The sequence below is a fragment of the Streptomyces sp. CNP082 genome (genome assembly GCF_059570535.1).
Genome location: NZ_JCANSZ010000011.1, coordinates 41,554 through 56,274, shown reverse-complemented (window position 1 = coordinate 56,274; position 14,721 = coordinate 41,554). Strand labels below are relative to the sequence as shown.

Below are 14,721 nucleotides of genomic sequence, written 5' to 3'. Positions count from 1 at the left end.
GATCTTACGACGAACCCTCACCGGGCGTGGACGCCTACCTCATAGATCGAGTAGCCGTAGTCCGTACCCCGCTGAACTCCGGCGATACGGACATAGCGCGCCTCGGTGGCGTCGAACGTCGCGGTGTCGAGCCCGCCGTCGCCGTTCTCCGTCGCCCACACCGTGCGCCAGGCGTCACCGTCCCCGGAGACCTCGATCCGGTAGGCCCTGGCGTGGGCCTGCTCCCAGTCCACCGTGACGCGGCTGAGCGTGCGGGTCTCGCCGAGGTCGAGCCGCAGCCACTGGTCGTCGCTCCACTTGCTCGCCCAGCGGGTGGAGCGGTCGCCGTCCACGGCACGGCCGGGGGCGTAGCTCGTCAGCAGGCTGAACTCGGTGGAGCTCGCCGACGCGGCGGCGCCGGCGGCGAGGTTCTCCGGCCGCGCGTGGTCCTCGGTCGCGCCCCAGGTCGTCAGGTACGACTCGGCGCCGGCCATGAGGTCCTCGACCACGTCGCTGCCGCCGTGCAGCCGCATCTGCTCGATCCAGTCGGGTACGAGGCCCGCGTGCGCGCCGCCGTCGGTGTTGAAGTCCCAGGTGCGCTCGCCGGTGACCTGCCGGTCGAGGACCGAGCCGCCGTCGGCGCTGGTGAAGGGGTACTCGACCTTGTCCGGGGCGTCGTTGCCGCGGGGTGCGGGCCAGCCGCCGACGCCGTTCATGTCGGTGCCGTAGCCGTAACCGGCCCCGTACTTGTCGCGCAGCGCCGCGCCGCTGCGGCCCTGCTCGACGAAGTCCTCGGCCGGGTTCATGTACTGGGCGGAGAAGCCGCCGAGGCGGTACAGCCGCTCGGTCCAGTCCGGGTCCATCCAGCTATGGCTGGACAGGACGCCCGGATACGACTCCGACTCCAGGATGTCCAGCGCCCGGCCGGCGGCCTTGACGCTCATGTGGTCCAGCTCCAGCATCATGTTGCGGTCCATCATCCCGCGCAGCGCGTACTCGCCGAGTCCGCTCAGCCCCCGGGTGTTGCACCGGGCGTCCTGGTCGTACGAGGGGACGGACACCCCCGCGGGCAGCAGCTCGGAGGCCTCGGCGGGCGGGTCGGCCAGGCCGATGGGGTTGTCCTGCTGCGGTCCTGTGCACTTCTCGGTGGTCCAGAAGGTGCCGGTGGACAGGAACTGCCCGATGTTGACCGCCGCGCCGATGGTGCCGGAGTCGAAGCGCACGCCGCACAGCGCGTTGTCGAACTTGTGGCACAGGAACATGCTGCGCACGCCCATGCCGTACAGCTCGTCCAGGCCGCGGTCGATGTCGCCCCTGTCGCACTGCGCGATGCCCAGCACCTGCTTGCAGCCGAACGGCTCGGAGGTCTCCACGCCCAGCACCACGGCGAGCTTGCCCTCGGCGACCACCGCGCGCGCCTGTTCCGCATCGGTGACGATACGGAACCAGCCGCGGCCGGGGCCGCCGAACATCTCGTCGACGTAGTCCTGCATCTCGTAGGTCTTCTCGGCCTGCAGCCGGATCGAGTCCATCTCGTCGCAGCCGCGGTCCTTGGCCGGATAGACCGAGCAGAGCAGGCCGTTGGAGACCAGGTCCTGCACCAGGATCCGCTGTCCGCCGCGCCAGGCGCGCTCCAGCCAGGCGTAGTAGTTCTGCTGGTGGCTGAGCGAGTCGTGGGCCGGCCAGTGCCCGAACGTCGGCCAGCCGACCGGGTCGTGGTGGCCGTCGGCGCCGCCGGTGACGTTCTCGAACAGGGCGAGCGCGCCGTCCGGGTAGTGCTCGGGGCAGTCCTTCAGCGCCTCGGTGACGCCCTGCTGGGAGAACGGCTCGCCGCAGATGATCCGGCCGCCGAAGCCCTCGTTGGACATCACGTGGTTGTGCGCGTCGACGAAGCCGCGGACGTTGCCCTGGGCGTCGGTGCCGCGGAACGGCTCGCCGGTGACGTTCACCCCGGAGTCCGGGGCGGGCCGCGCGACGGGATCCCACCAGTCGTTCGCCGCGGCGGCGGTGCCCGGCCCGGTGCCGAGCGCCGTCAGCGCGGCGAAGAGGACCGTGACGAGGGTGATCAGGCCGGCCTTGCGCAGGTGCGGCTGTCGGGTCATGGGGTCCCGCCTCCGGTGGCGCGAAATCGCGGAATCGCAAAAAGTGAGGGACTTTTCTACGACTGAGTAACCAGAGGATCGCCGCGGATTGACACCCCGTCAAGACACGGGGGAGCGCTTTCCTGCCGCGTACACGTCACGCGCACACGAACGGGCGGGTCCGGGTGCGGCCGGGCCGGATCACGGCCGGGCCGCGGCTCTCAGGCGGCCTGCCAGAGCGCGGGCGCGTTCGGCGGTTCCCAGCCCGGGACGGCCGTGTGCGCCTGGAGGCAGCGGTAGGTGACGCCGTCGTACGTGGCGGTGTCGCCGGCCTGGTACGAGGTGCCGGACGCCCAGGTGCCGTCCGGCGGGTCCGGCGGGTCCGGGTTCTGCCGGACGTTGAGCACGAAGTCGAACACGGACCCTCGGTCTGCTGCATGGTCGGCGGGTCCCCGGGGTCGCATGCCTCCGGCGTCGGGGTCAGCTCCCCGCCCTGCCGCGCCTGGTCGCGGGCGAGGACCGGGGTGGTGCCGCCGACGAGCAGCGGCAGCGGCGCGGCGACGAGCGCGGCCTTGAGCAGGGACTTGCGGCGGATCCCGGACTTCTCCCGCGGCTGTGCGGCCTCGTCCGGCGAGGACCTGTCCTGGTCTGTCACGGCATCACGGCTCCTCGGTCGGGGGAGTGGGGTCGTGAACCCCGCGTCCGGACCGGCGCGGTGACGCCGCTCAGCGGGGCGCCAGTGACGCTATTCGGGCGCGCCGGGGCAGTCGGTGGACACGACGTGCGCAGCGGCAAGCCGACCGTGATCGGCGCGCTGGCGGTCGAGGGCCAGTCGATGGGCTCGCCGACCACGGCCACGTACGCCTGGGACGGCAGCACGGTCTACATGGTGTCGGAGAACGCCCAGGGCCGGGCGGTGCTGCGCGCGTTCCGCGGCACCGCCTGACCCCGCCGGCCCGTTCCGCTACGGCGTGCCCGCCGTGACCTCGGCCGCGGAGGCGTAGCTCCCGCCGCTGGCCGTGTGCGCCTCCAGGCGTACGTACCGGGCGTCGGCCGCCGCGAAGGAGGCCGTCTTCAGCCGCGCGTCGCGCTCCCAGGTGCCGGCCGCGACCTCGGTGAAGTCCCTGCCGTCGGCGGAGACGTACACCTTGTAGGTGAGGATCGTGCCGTCGAGGTTGCCGTCGACCCGCGGCTGGTACGCCACCTGGCTCACCGGCCGCACCTCGCCCAGGTTCAGCGTGAGCGACTGCGGCAGCGGCGTGACCGGGATGTACTCCGAGTGCCAGAAGGTGTTCGGGTCGCCGTCCACCGCGCGCTCCGGCTCGGAGCCGGCGTGCCAGCTCGTGGCGTACACCCGCGGCTCCGTGCACTCGGGGGTGACGGTGACGGGCACGGTGAACGCCTCGTCCCCGACGCGGACGCGCACCGGGTACTCGCCGGGCGGGGTGTCCTCGGGGGCGGTCAGCGAGATCCGCGCGGCGCGCGCCTGCTGGGCGGGCACCTCCACGCTCGCCGCGGCCGGCGTGACCGACAGCGGCGCGTCCGCGGCAGCCGTGACCTCGCGGACGGCGGTCTCGGCCGTGTAGTTGGCGACGCGGGCGGCCACGTCGCCGATCCGCTCGCCGAGCTCGCAGCGCGACATCTCGGCCCGGCCGGGGACGACGGCGGTCGCGATCTGCGGCGGGGCGCCGAGCCGGGCGAAGGAGAAGGGCTGGTCCGCGTAGTACGTCTCGCGGCACTGCGCCGGCGCGCTCGCGCCCTCGCCGCGGTCGAACGCCTCCTTGCACGCCCCGGGGTCGTCGATCGCCTGCCGGTAGGCGGCGTCGACGAAGCCGCCGCGCACGTCGCCGCGGGCGAAGAGGTAGTTGCGGTACGTCCCCCAGGGCTGCTCCCCGCGCTCGTACCCCGTGTCGCGGTACGCCCGCTGCGCGGTCAGGGCGTCCCAGAACGGCGCAGGCGTGCACCCGACCGCCTGGTACGCCAGCGGCTCCGCGCAGCGGCCGGCGCGGAAGTCGCCGCCGAGCACGTCGACCCGGGGTTCGGCGGTCTGCGGGGCGAGTTCACCGGCGACGAAGCCGGCGAGCGCCTCGGCGGCCGGCGCCGGGCTGCCGTTCACGTGCGCGCTGACCAGCGGCGCGCGCAGCGCCGGGCGGGCGCGGGTCTCCACGACGGCGTACGCCTGGTCCTCGCTCTGCACCCGGTGGAAACCGGGGGTGCCGACGGTGCGTACCGTGTCCGCGTTGACGACGATCGCCGACTCCCGGACGGCGCCGTCCGGCTGGTACGGGCTGTCGCCGGGCGCGACGGCGACGCGGTAGCGCCCGCCGGTCGCCTCGCTGAGCTGCTCGGCGACGTGCCGGGCGCCCGGGCCCAGCACCTCGGTCAGCAGCAGGGCGTCGGGCGGTGCGGGGGTGGCGGCGGCCAGCCGCTCGACGAAGTTGTCGAGGTCGGCGGTCTCGGCCGCGTCCGCGGGCCGTACCGCCTCCTGCAGGTTCGCCTGGACGATCAGCAACTCTCCGGCGGCGGCCGGCACCGGCCGCGCCGCGGCGCCGGCCGGCGCGGCCGGGCCGGTCAGCGGCGACAGCGCGGCGAAGGCGGCCAGCGCGGCGACGCCGGCCCCGGCTCGCTTACGGATCCGGTGCATGCTCACGCCTCCTGAAGATCGGGCCGGCCGGACTCCACGACGAAGGAGCGGCGGGTGCTCACCGTGCCGTCGGGCACGGAGACCCGGTCCACCACCAGGTAGTCCGCGCGCCACTCGGCTGGGGAGACGGTGCAGCGCAGGTAGCCGCGCTGGCCGTTGTAGAACGACAGGTGCGGGTTGGCGGCCAGCCACTCGGCGGCCTGCGTCCCGCCGGCGTCGGACCCGTTGCCGCCCGAGGTGATCGAGGTGGTGACGAACTCCGGGGCCACGGCGGGGGAGCCGGGGTCGGCGAAGTCGCGCTTGACGGTGCCGGCGAGGTTCACGTGCATGTCGCCGGTCAGGACGACCGGGTTGGCCGCGCCGCGCTGCGCGATGCCGTCGAGCAGGCGTGTACGGGTGGCGGTGTAGCCGTCCCAGGCGTCGCCGTTGAGCTGCTGCAGACCGGGGTCGGTGAGCCGGTCGAGCTGCATCATCTGCACCTGCTGGGTGAGCACGTTCCAGGTGGCGCCGGAGTCCGCCAGGCCGTCGAGCAGCCAGCGCTCCTGTGCGGCGCCGAGCAGGGAGCGGGCCGGGTCGTCGCGGCGGGAGATGTCGATCGGGTCGCGGAACTGGCGGGTGTCCAGGAGGTGGAAGCGCGCCAGCCGGCCGTAGTCGAGGCTGCGGTGCATCCGCATGTCGGGGCCCTGGGGCAGGGACGAGGCGCGCAGCGGCAGGTGCTCGTAGTACGCGCGGAAGGCGGCGGCGCGGCGGCGGAGCATGTCCTCGGGGGAGGCGCCGCTGAACGACGTCTCGTCGGCCCAGTTGTCCTCGACGTCGTGGTCGTCGACGGTGACGACCCACGGGGCGGCGGCGTGCGCGGCCTGCAGGGCGGGGTCGGTGCGGTAGAGCGCGTAGCGCAGCCGGTACTGGTCGAGGGTGACCGTCTCGGCGTTGTGCACGGCGGACAGGTCGGTGCCGCGGGGGCCGCTGGTGCGGCTGATCGGGTACTCGTAGATGTAGTCGCCGAGGTGCGCGACCAGGTCGAGGTCCTGCTCCGCCAGGTGGCGGTAGGCGGTGTAAAAGCCGTCCGACCAGCTCTGGCAGGTGGCGAGCGCCAGCGTCATGGGCGCGAGCGAGTCGGCGGGCGGTGCGGTCTTCGTCCGGCCCACTCTGCTCAGCTCACCGCCCGCCTTGAACCGGTACCAGTACTCGCGGCCGGGGCGCAGCCCCGTCACCTCGACGTGGACGGAGTGGGCGAAGTCCCGCTTGGCAGCGGCCGATCCGCGGCGTACCACCGTGCGCATCCCCGGGTCCTCGGCCACCTCCCAGCGCACCGCCACGTCCTCCGGCGGCATCCCGCCGAGCCCGTCCTCGGCCAGCGGCACCGGCGCCAGCCGGGTCCACAGCACGACGCCGTCGGGCAGCGGCTCGCCGGAGGCGACGCCGAGGGTGAAGGGGTTGCCGTCGAACCTGGGCGCGGCGGACGCGGGGGCGGGCGCGAGCTGGGCGACCGCGGCCATCCCGGCGAGGCCGCCGGTGAGCCGGAGGACGCTGCGCCGGCTGGGGCGGATGGGCCGCACGGGTCTTTCCGGGCGGCCGGAACGGGGGTGAAGAGGCGAGGAGGAAGACACTCGTGAAGTGTTCGTGCGGTCTGGATCAAGGTCAAGACCCCTGCCGCGAACGGGTGTTGGGCCCGCGGCGCGTACCGCAGAGTAGCTCTGAGCAGCGCAGCACGGCACTGTGCCCGGTGGCGTCCCGGCATGGGCCGGCCGGGACGCCTCCGGGCGGGGAGGATGGATCGTTCAGGCTCAGTGCTCGTGGTCCGCCGAGGTCGCGTCCGGGGGGTTCGCCCCCGGGTACCACTCGGTGGCCGCCTTGCCGTTGAGGTCCCAGACGACCTCGCCGGCGCGGACGGTCGTCTCGGCGACCAGCTTCTCGCTGCCGTCGATCCGGTAGCCGAAGCTGTCGACGAAGCCGAACGTGCCGCGCTCCAGCGAGAAGACCGCGACGTCCGCGGGCGCCCCGACGGACAGGTTGCCGAGCTCGGGCCGGTTGATGGTCTGCGCCGGGGTCCAGGTGGACGCCTCGACGACGTCCTCGAGCGGCATGCCGAGCGTCAGGAACTTCGACATGACGTTGGACATGTCCTTCATGCCGCTGTTCATGCTGGTGATGTGCAGGTCGGTGGAGATGACGTCGGGAGTGAAGCCCTCCTCCATCCCCGGCACCGCCACGTCCCACGAGAAGCTGCCGCCGCCGTGGCCGACCTCGAACACCACGCCGCGGTCGCGGCCCTGCTGCATGGCCGGGTTGAGCTTGCCGTCCGCGCCCAGCTCACCGCGGAGCCCGGAGAACATGTGCGAGTAGATGTCACCGGGGCGCAGCTTCTCGGTGAGCAGTTGCGACAGCGGGCGCTCCGGGGTGTTCGCACCGAAGTCGACCATGACCGGGATGCCGGCCTCCTCGCCGGCCGCGACGGAGTTGTCCACCGGGTCCCACTCGGGGCCGTTGAAGTGCGCCGTCTTGATGCCGACGACGGTCTCCGGGTTCGCCTTGGCGACCTCGGCCGCGGGCCCCGGCTCCATGTCCGCCAGGTCCTGCTCATACGGGTGACCGGCCATGCCCTTGCCGACGATGTTCAGGAACGACAGCACCCGGGTCTTGGACTTGTCGACGATCTCTTCCTTGAACTGGTCGAAGTTGCTCGCGCCCGACGAGCCGGTGTCCACGGCGGTGGTCACGCCGGCGCGGAGCGTGAAGCCGTCGGGCGCCACGCCGCTCCAGCCGTTGGCGTAGTCCTGCTTCGGCCCCGGGAACATGTGCGCGTGCATGTCGATCAGTCCGGGCGTGACGTACTCGCCGCGGGCGTCGATGGTCTTGGCCGCCCCGGAGGCGTCGATGCTCCGCGCCACCTCGGCGATCATGCCGTCCTTGACGGCGATGTCGCGGACGCCGTCGATGCCGTTCTTCGGGTCGATGACGTGGCCCCGCTGGATGACGAGGTCGTACGCGGCACCCTTGGCGCCCTCGCCCTCGGCCCGGGTGTCCGCGGGCGACGTGGCGCCGACGGTGGACGCGCCCAGTACGAGGGTCAGCGCCGCGGGAAGTACGGTCCAGGAAACTCGCGATCTCACGTGCATGCCGGCTCGATTCCCCATCTCTGTGTCAGGTGGTGCTGGCGCGTGCGCTACGGATCGTCAGATGACGGCGATGCAGTCGATCTCGACCAGGGAGTCGCCGGGGATGCCGGCGGCGGCGGCGATGGTGGTGCGGACGCCCGGCTCCTTGCCCCAGCGGCCGAGGAAGACCTCGTTCATGCCGTCGTAGTCGTCCAGGCTGTCGAGGTAGACGTTGACCTTGAGGACCTTCTCCATGGAGGAGCCGACCGACTCCAGACAGCGCTCGACCTCGTTCAGCACATGGTCGGTGTGGGCGCGGATGCCGCCCTCGAAATGCGCGCCGATGCCCGAGATGAAGACCATGTTCCCGTAGGTCACGATCGGGCTGAACAGTGGGTTCTCCGGCGGCTCGCCGCCGTCCGGGTAGTGGACCTCCTTGCGCGGCGGCCGGCCGTGGCCGTTGCCGGTGTCCTGGTCGCTGGCCACTGCCTGGCCGCCCGCGACCACCGGCACGGCGGCCACCGCGGCCACCGGCGCCGCCTTGCGGATGAAGTCCCTGCGGTTGGAGGACATGCGTTTACTCCTCGGTGAATGTTCGGTGCATGACACGTGTGGAGGCGGGGGGTGTGCGCCGGCCGCGGCCGGCGCACACCGGCCGTCAGGACCGGGTCGCGGTCCAGGAGCCCTTCAGGTACTCGCCCATGTCGAGTTCGCCGCTCATCCGGTCGCCGTCCACCGTGCCGGTGAAGGTGTAGCTCAGCGAGTCGCCGTGCTCCTCGCCGTAGCTGCTGCGCACGGAGACCTCCGCGCCGCTGACGCTGCCGGAGGCCGGGCGGCTGACGAACTCGCCGGCGTGCGTGCCGGTGACCTTCGCGCCGTCCTGGGCCAGTTCGAGCCTGTGGGCGCCCGACGTGCCCGCGGCGTACGTGATCTCCACGGACCAGGTGCCGCTGACGTCCACGGACGGCGGCTCGGGCTGCGCCGGCGCCGGCGGCGGGTCGCGCAGCAGCCGGACGATCTCGTCCGCCATGATCCGCCAGTCGCCGGGCTCCATCATGTACGGGGTGATGGAGACCCCGGTCCGGTCCGGGTCGGAGCCGCTGGTGGCGTTGAGCGCGATGCGCGGCTCACCCTCGTACAGCGTGTTCATCATGGTGGTGCCCGTGACCCCCGTGCGCTCCGCGCTCCACAGGATGCGCAGCGAGGGCGTCCGGTTCGACAGTCCCTCGGGCTGGGTGATCTCGGTGGTCACCCCGCTCACCGACGTCACGCGGCGGGAGATCTCCTTGAGCCAGTCCGTCCACTCGGCGTACTCGGCGTCGTGGTCGCGCTGGACCCACATCTCGACGGCCGCGAGCATGCCCATGGCCTCTTCCTTGCCGACCTTGAAGCCGCGCGCGTAGCCGTGGTGCGGGGCGCTGTGCACCCACGCGGCCCGTACGAGGTCCTCGCGGCCCAGGATCAGACCGGCCGTCTGCGGGCCCCGCATGCACTTGCCGCCGCTGTAGCCGACGAGGTCGGCGCCGCGCTGGATGTGCACGTTGGGGATGGTGAGGATCTCCGCGGCGGCGTCGACCAGCAGCGGGACCCCGGCGGGCCTGGTCACCGACGCGATCGTCTCGGTGTCCAGCTCGCTGTCGTCCACGCGCGGCCCGGCCATGAGGTAGACCAGCGCGGTCTGCGGGCCGATGGCGGCCTGCAGCTCCTCCTCCGTCTCGACCTGGACGACCTTGAGACCCACCGCGCTGATCGCGGCCTCGTAGACGTTCCGCGAGTGCCGCGGGATGATCGCCTCGGTCTTCTGGAATCCGGTCAGGTCCGGGATGTTGACGTGCAGGTCCGGGTTGCCGCCGGCGGTGCACGCCGCCGCCGCGTGGGTCAGGCCCGCCGAACACCCGGCGCTGACCAGCCCGAACTCCGTCTTGGTCAGCTCGCCGAGGCGGCGGCCGACGGCGTCGGCCAGTTCGTCGAGCTGGACGTACTGCCGCGCTGCCGCATCGATCGCGTCGCGCACCTCGGGCAGCATGAGCGAGCCGCTGAGCACGGTGAACGTACCGCGCCCGTTGATCAGCGGACGGACCCCGATGCGGCCGTAGACGTCCGTGGGGCGGCCCGTGGCCGGGCTCGCGGCGGACGACGCCCCGGACGTGGCCGCGAACGCTTCACCCGCCAGCGAAGGACCCAGCGCGAGTGCTCCCCCGGCCGCCGCGCCTCTCGCGAGCATGGTGCGACGAGAAAGTGCCTCAGCAGGCATTCCGGCCCCCTGTCACCTCGTATGTTGTGGTGCCGTAGACGTTAGAAAGATCGTGAGGCGGCGTTAAGGCCCTCTTTCCGATGCCGCTATTCGGAACCCGGATCCTGCCCAGTCAGCCGCGGCTTGGGTTTCTTCTGACGGTCCGTCCGCGGGGGGCACCGCCCGCCGCCTGCCGGCTGCCGGCCCGGCGAGACGCAGATCACATGTGACCGGCCATTGACGGCCAGGTGACGCGAGAGGACCATACGTAAACGTTTCCAGCGGCTGTAAACCTTTACAGGGGCGCCCTGTTGGGCCGGCCGCGTACGCGACGCGAAGGGGCGAGTGCGATGTCCTCCGGGGGACCACCCACGATCGTGTCGATCGCCGAGCGCGCCGGGGTGTCCATCGCCTCCGTCTCCCGCGTCCTCAACGGCCTGGGCGCCCGCCCCGAGACCGCGTACCGGGTCCGCCGCGCCGCCACCGAACTCGGCTACGTGCCCAACGCCGTGGCCCGGTCCCTCAAGGACGGCCACACCCGCCAACTGACCTTCGCCGTCCCCGACATCGGCAACCCCGTCTACGTCGCCATGGTCCGCGAGATCCAGGCCGTCGCGAAGTCCGCCGGCTACCGCCTGCTGCTGCACTCCACCGACGCCGACGTGGCGGACGAACTCGGCGTCGTACGCAGCCTCGCCGACCGCACCAGCGACGGCCTCGTCCTCGTGCCCATCCGCATCACCTCCGCGCACGTCGAGGCGCTGACCGCCGCGGCCGGCCCCGTCGTCGTCATCGGCTCGCTGCCCGACGACGTGCCCGTGGACGCCGTCCAGGCCGACTCCGTCACCGGCGCGGAACTCGCCGTACGCCACCTCGTCGAGACCGGCCGCCGCCGCATCGCCTTCGTCAACGGCCCCGTCGACACCGTCCCCGGCGGCAACCGCGGCCGGGGCTACCGCGCCGCGCTCGCCGCCTGCGGCATCCCCTACGACCCGGGCCTGGTCGCCGCCACCGACTTCGGCGTCGGCGCCGGCGCCCGCGCCACGGCCCACCTGCTGGACACCCGCCCCGGCCTGGACGCCGTGTTCTGCGCCAACGACCAGCTCGCCATCGGGGCCGCCCAGGCGCTGCACGCCCGCGGCCGGCGCATACCCGAGGACACCGCCGTCGCCGGCATGGACGACAGCGACCTGGCCGTCGCCGCCTGGCCCCCGCTGACCAGCGTCGACCTCGGCGCCGGCGAACGCGGCCGGCGCGCCGCCCGGATGCTCCTGGAACGGCTCGGGCCCGGGGCCGGCGAACCGATCCCCGCCCGCCGCACGACCGCCGCGCCACGGCTCGTCGTACGCGGCTCCACCTCCCCGGGCGCCGCGCCCGCGGGCTCCGACGAGCAGGAAGGCGCGAAGTCCGCATGAGCGTTGCCGCACCACCACCGAAGGCCGCCGGCCGCGGCACCCCGCCACCGCGCACACCACGCGCCCGCAAGGCCGCCCTCGGCCTCGACGGCGGCGCGTGGTTCCTGCTGCTGCCCGCGCTCATCCCCATCCTGGTGCTGAGCGTCGGCCCGCTGCTCTACGGCGCGTCGCTGGCGTTCACCGACGCGCAGGCCGGCCGGACGGAACCCACCGAGTTCATCGGCCTGGAGAACCTCGCCGACCTGCGGCACGACACCCTCTTCTGGGAGTCGTTCCGCATCGGGCTCATATGGGCGGTCTGCGTCACCGCCCTGCAGTTCCTGCTCGCGCTGGGCCTGGCCCTGCTGCTCAACCAGGACCTCCGCTTCCGCTGGTTCGCGCGCACCCTCGCGCTCGTGCCCTGGGCGATGCCCGAGGTCGTCGTCGGCATCATGTGGCGGCTGGTCTACCACCAGGACGCCGGCATCCTCAACGGGACGCTGAGCCAGCTCCATCTCATCGACGAGAACGTCGGCTGGCTCACCAGCCTGTCGCTGGCCCTGCCCGCGGTCATCGCGGTGGGCGTCTGGGCCGGCATGCCGCAGACCACGGTCGTGCTCCTCGCCGGGCTGCAGAACGTCCCGTACGAGCTGAAGGAGGCCGCGGCCCTCGACGGCGCCGGCGTCTGGCGCCGCTTCACCGCCGTCACCTGGCCGGCGATCAAGCCGGTGGTCATCGCCATCACCGCGCTCAACTTCATCTGGAACTTCAATTCGTTCTCCCTGGTCTTCGTGCTCACCCAGGGCGGCCCGGGCGGCGAGACCCGGCTGCCGATGCTCTTCGCGTACGAAGAGGCGTTCGCCTACGGCCAGTACGGCTACGCCGCGGCCATGGGGCTGGCGATGACCGCGGTCATCGCGGTGTTCCTCACCTTGTTCCTGCGGAAGCGACTGAAGGAGGAGGCAAGCTGATGAGCAGCCTCACGGGACTGCGCACCAAGCGCGCCGCCGGCCGCACCGGGCAGTACCTCGCCCTGCTGGCCTACCTGGTCTTCCTCGCCTTCCCGCTGGTCTGGCTGGTCTCCACGGCCTTCAAGTCGCCGCAGGAGCTGGGGAAGATCGACCCCACCTGGATCCCGCAGGACCCCACTCTGCAGAACTTCCGCGCCGCCTTCGACGCCCAGCCGCTCCTGCGCTCTGCCGCCAACAGCCTCCTGGTCGCCGGCAGCGCCGCCCTCATCGCCCTCGCCCTCGCCGTGCCCGCCGCGTACGCGATGGTCCGCCACCGCTCGAAGGTCACCACGGCGGCCACCGGCTGGATCCTGGTCAGCCAGATGTTCCCGTTCGTGCTCATCATCATCCCGCTGTTCATGCTGCTCAAGGAAGCGCGGATGATCGACTCTCTGCTCGGGCTGATCCTCGTCTACGTCGTGTGGAACCTGCCCTTCTCGCTCTGGATGCTCCAGGGCTACGTCAAGGCGGTGCCCGTTTCGCTGGAGGAGGCCGCCGCCGTGGACGGCGCGAGCCGGCTGCGCATCCTGCGCAGCGTGGTGCTCCCGCTGCTCACCCCGGGCCTGGTGGCGACGCTGATGTTCTCCTTCGTCACCGCCTGGAACGAGTTCTTCTTCGCCCTCGTGCTGCTCAAGTCCCCGGAGAATCAGACGATGTCGGTCATCCTCACCCAGTTCCTGGGGGCCGAGGGCGTCGTGGACCTCGGCCCGCTCGCCGCGGCTGCGACCCTCGCCACCATCCCCAGCCTGCTGTTCTTCGCGCTGCTCCAGCGCCGTCTGGTCAGCGGGATGCTCGCCGGGGCGGTGAAGGGATGAGGCCCGCGGCGCGTATCCGCCGTTCCGTCGCTCGGGCCGCCGCTCGGGCCGGCGCCGCCGCCCTGAGCCTGGCGCTGCTGGCCGGGCTCGCCGGCTGCAGCGGCGACGGCGGCTCGGACGACGGCACGGTGACCCTCGACTACCTCAGCCTCGCCTGGCAGGAGGAGTCGGTCGCGGCCAACAAGCGGCTCGTCGACCAGTGGAACGAGGAGCACCCCGAGGTCCAGGTCCGCTACGTGCAGGGCATCTGGGACACCGTGCACGACCAGTTGCTGACCTCCTTCGAGGGCGGCGAGGCGCCCGACGTCATCCACGACGCCGCCGACGACCTCACCGACTTCGCCTACGGCGGCTATCTCGCGGACCTCACCGGCCTGCTGCCCGAGTCGCTGCGCGCCGACATCCCGCGGCAGTCGTGGCAGACCACCACCATGAACGGCGGCATCTACGGCGTCCCCTTCCTGCAGGAGCCGCGGATGATGTTCGCCAACACCGCGCTGCTGGAGGAGTCGGGGGTGCGGGTGCCGACCACCCGGGACCCGTGGAGCTGGGAGGAGTTCGAGGACGCGGCGAAGGAGCTGACCGCGGACACCGACGGCGACGGCAGGACCGACCAGTACGGCGTCGCCTGGGGCATGAAGGAGCCCGTCAGCCAGTCGGTGAACCTCTCGCTGTCCACCGGCGGCGGACTGTTCTCCCGGGAGCAGACCGACGACGGCCCGAAGAACCGCATCGGCTACGGACCCGAGGACTCCGCCGTCGCCGAGACCATCGACCGCCAGGTCAGCGAGGACCGCACCGCCCCGCGCAGCAGCCTGGGGATGTCCGGCTCCGACACGCTGCCCGGCTTCTTCGCCGGGCGGTACGCGATGGTGCCGCTGAACTTCTCGTACCGCCAGCTCGTCACCCAGCAGGCGCCCGACGGCTTCGCGTGGTCGGTGCTCCCGATGCCCGCCGGCGACGGCCCCGCGGGCGGGCTTGCGCAGGGCGTCAGCCCGCAGACGCTGTCGGTCGCCGAGGACAGTGACCACCAGCAGGAGGCGGCCGACTTCATCGCCTTCATGACCCGCCCGGACCACATGGCCGAGCTGGCCGCGGGCGACTGGATGCTGCCCACGGGGAGGGAGGCGCTCAAGGATCCGGCGCTGAACACCGAGAAGTACGGGTGGCGTACGGGCGTGGAGGTGGCCCGCTCGCTGCGGCCCGCGCCGGTGCTCGGGGTCCGGGGGTACCGCGAGTGGTCGGACAAGATCGCCACCCCGGCGTTCCAGCGGTACTTCAACGGCGACACCGACCTGGACGAGCTGCGCGAGTCGCTGGTCGAGGACGGCAACCTCGTACTCGACCGGTACCAGAGATGACGGCGCCGGCCGGCCGGCGGGTATGGGCAGAAACACCAGGAATGACAGGCACCCGAGGCACCGAAGGCACCCGGCACACCCGACGCACCCGAGCATCCGCACCAGG

The 14,721-nt window shown here is 72.4% G+C and carries 11 protein-coding genes and 1 pseudogene; 5 read left to right on the top strand and 7 right to left on the bottom strand.

Going from position 1 to position 14,721, the window contains the following annotated elements; all coding sequences use genetic code 11:
- Window positions 1-17: 17 nt before the first annotated feature.
- Both B124_RS12305 and B124_RS12300 read right to left on the bottom strand, forming a co-directional pair.
- The gene (locus B124_RS12305; protein ID WP_496502805.1) at window positions 18-2,081 is read right to left on the bottom strand and encodes a galactose-binding domain-containing protein; all 2,064 of its coding nucleotides are present in this window, start codon (window positions 2,079-2,081) and stop codon (window positions 18-20) included.
- A 200-nt stretch (window positions 2,082-2,281) separates the two neighbouring features.
- A pseudogene (locus tag B124_RS12300) lies at window positions 2,282-2,488 on the bottom strand (carbohydrate-binding protein); the annotation flags it as partial.
- 353 nt (window positions 2,489-2,841) lie between these two features.
- On the opposite strand from B124_RS12300, the gene B124_RS12295 reads away from it, so the two are divergent.
- Window positions 2,842-3,006, top strand: coding sequence for a hypothetical protein (locus tag B124_RS12295; RefSeq protein WP_496502804.1), 165 nt, complete (start codon window positions 2,842-2,844; stop codon window positions 3,004-3,006).
- Window positions 3,007-3,024: 18 nt separating this feature from the next.
- Here B124_RS12295 and B124_RS12290 read toward each other — a convergent pair whose 3' ends face one another.
- The 5 genes from B124_RS12290 to B124_RS12270 form a co-directional block, all read right to left on the bottom strand.
- Window positions 3,025-4,704: a discoidin domain-containing protein gene (locus B124_RS12290; protein WP_496502803.1), complete on the bottom strand. Its 1,680-nt coding sequence runs from the start codon at window positions 4,702-4,704 to the stop codon at window positions 3,025-3,027.
- A 2-nt stretch (window positions 4,705-4,706) separates the two neighbouring features.
- Complete coding sequence (locus B124_RS12285; protein WP_496502893.1) at window positions 4,707-6,203, bottom strand: alkaline phosphatase D family protein; 1,497 nt, start codon at window positions 6,201-6,203, stop codon at window positions 4,707-4,709.
- A gap of 288 nt (window positions 6,204-6,491) precedes the next feature.
- Window positions 6,492-7,823 carry an amidohydrolase/deacetylase family metallohydrolase gene (locus tag B124_RS12280; RefSeq protein ID WP_496502802.1) on the bottom strand — a complete coding sequence of 444 codons (1,332 nt, stop codon included), beginning with the start codon at window positions 7,821-7,823 and terminating at the stop codon, window positions 6,492-6,494.
- A 57-nt stretch (window positions 7,824-7,880) separates the two neighbouring features.
- Window positions 7,881-8,375: a RidA family protein gene (locus B124_RS12275; protein WP_496502801.1), complete on the bottom strand. Its 495-nt coding sequence runs from the start codon at window positions 8,373-8,375 to the stop codon at window positions 7,881-7,883.
- Between the two features lie 85 nt (window positions 8,376-8,460).
- Window positions 8,461-10,026, bottom strand: coding sequence for an aminotransferase class V-fold PLP-dependent enzyme (locus B124_RS12270; RefSeq protein WP_496502800.1), 1,566 nt, complete (start codon window positions 10,024-10,026; stop codon window positions 8,461-8,463).
- A gap of 359 nt (window positions 10,027-10,385) precedes the next feature.
- Here B124_RS12270 and B124_RS12265 point away from each other — a divergent pair, with 359 nt between their 5' ends.
- From B124_RS12265 to B124_RS12250, 4 genes are read left to right on the top strand one after another with little or no spacing between them, the layout of a single operon-like run.
- Window positions 10,386-11,450 carry a LacI family DNA-binding transcriptional regulator gene (locus tag B124_RS12265; protein WP_496502799.1) on the top strand — a complete coding sequence of 355 codons (1,065 nt, stop codon included), beginning with the start codon at window positions 10,386-10,388 and terminating at the stop codon, window positions 11,448-11,450.
- Window positions 11,447-12,400: a carbohydrate ABC transporter permease gene (locus B124_RS12260; protein ID WP_496502798.1), complete on the top strand. Its 954-nt coding sequence runs from the start codon at window positions 11,447-11,449 to the stop codon at window positions 12,398-12,400. The genes B124_RS12265 and B124_RS12260 overlap by 4 nt, the downstream gene beginning before the upstream one ends.
- Window positions 12,400-13,254: a carbohydrate ABC transporter permease gene (locus tag B124_RS12255; protein WP_496502797.1), complete on the top strand. Its 855-nt coding sequence runs from the start codon at window positions 12,400-12,402 to the stop codon at window positions 13,252-13,254. The genes B124_RS12260 and B124_RS12255 overlap by 1 nt, the downstream gene beginning before the upstream one ends.
- Window positions 13,251-14,615 carry an ABC transporter substrate-binding protein gene (locus B124_RS12250; protein ID WP_496502796.1) on the top strand — a complete coding sequence of 455 codons (1,365 nt, stop codon included), beginning with the start codon at window positions 13,251-13,253 and terminating at the stop codon, window positions 14,613-14,615. Before B124_RS12255 ends, B124_RS12250 begins: the two co-directional genes overlap by 4 nt.
- Window positions 14,616-14,721 lie beyond the last annotated feature (106 nt).

What these genes read in the sequence shown, in the direction of transcription:
- B124_RS12290 (WP_496502803.1), bottom strand. Translation starts at nt 4,704, where the DNA reads ATGCACCGGATCCGTAAGCGAGCCGGGGCCGGCGTCGCCGCGCTGGCC.
- B124_RS12285 (WP_496502893.1), bottom strand. Translation starts at nt 6,203, where the DNA reads ATGGCCGCGGTCGCCCAGCTCGCGCCCGCCCCCGCGTCCGCCGCGCCC.
- B124_RS12265 (WP_496502799.1), top strand. Translation starts at nt 10,386, where the DNA reads ATGTCCTCCGGGGGACCACCCACGATCGTGTCGATCGCCGAGCGCGCC.
- B124_RS12255 (WP_496502797.1), top strand. Translation starts at nt 12,400, where the DNA reads ATGAGCAGCCTCACGGGACTGCGCACCAAGCGCGCCGCCGGCCGCACC.
- B124_RS12270 (WP_496502800.1), bottom strand. Translation starts at nt 10,026, where the DNA reads ATGCTCGCGAGAGGCGCGGCGGCCGGGGGAGCACTCGCGCTGGGTCCT.
- B124_RS12280 (WP_496502802.1), bottom strand. Translation starts at nt 7,823, where the DNA reads ATGCACGTGAGATCGCGAGTTTCCTGGACCGTACTTCCCGCGGCGCTG.
- B124_RS12275 (WP_496502801.1), bottom strand. Translation starts at nt 8,375, where the DNA reads ATGTCCTCCAACCGCAGGGACTTCATCCGCAAGGCGGCGCCGGTGGCC.
- B124_RS12305 (WP_496502805.1), bottom strand. Translation starts at nt 2,081, where the DNA reads ATGACCCGACAGCCGCACCTGCGCAAGGCCGGCCTGATCACCCTCGTC.
- B124_RS12260 (WP_496502798.1), top strand. Translation starts at nt 11,447, where the DNA reads ATGAGCGTTGCCGCACCACCACCGAAGGCCGCCGGCCGCGGCACCCCG.
- B124_RS12250 (WP_496502796.1), top strand. Translation starts at nt 13,251, where the DNA reads ATGAGGCCCGCGGCGCGTATCCGCCGTTCCGTCGCTCGGGCCGCCGCT.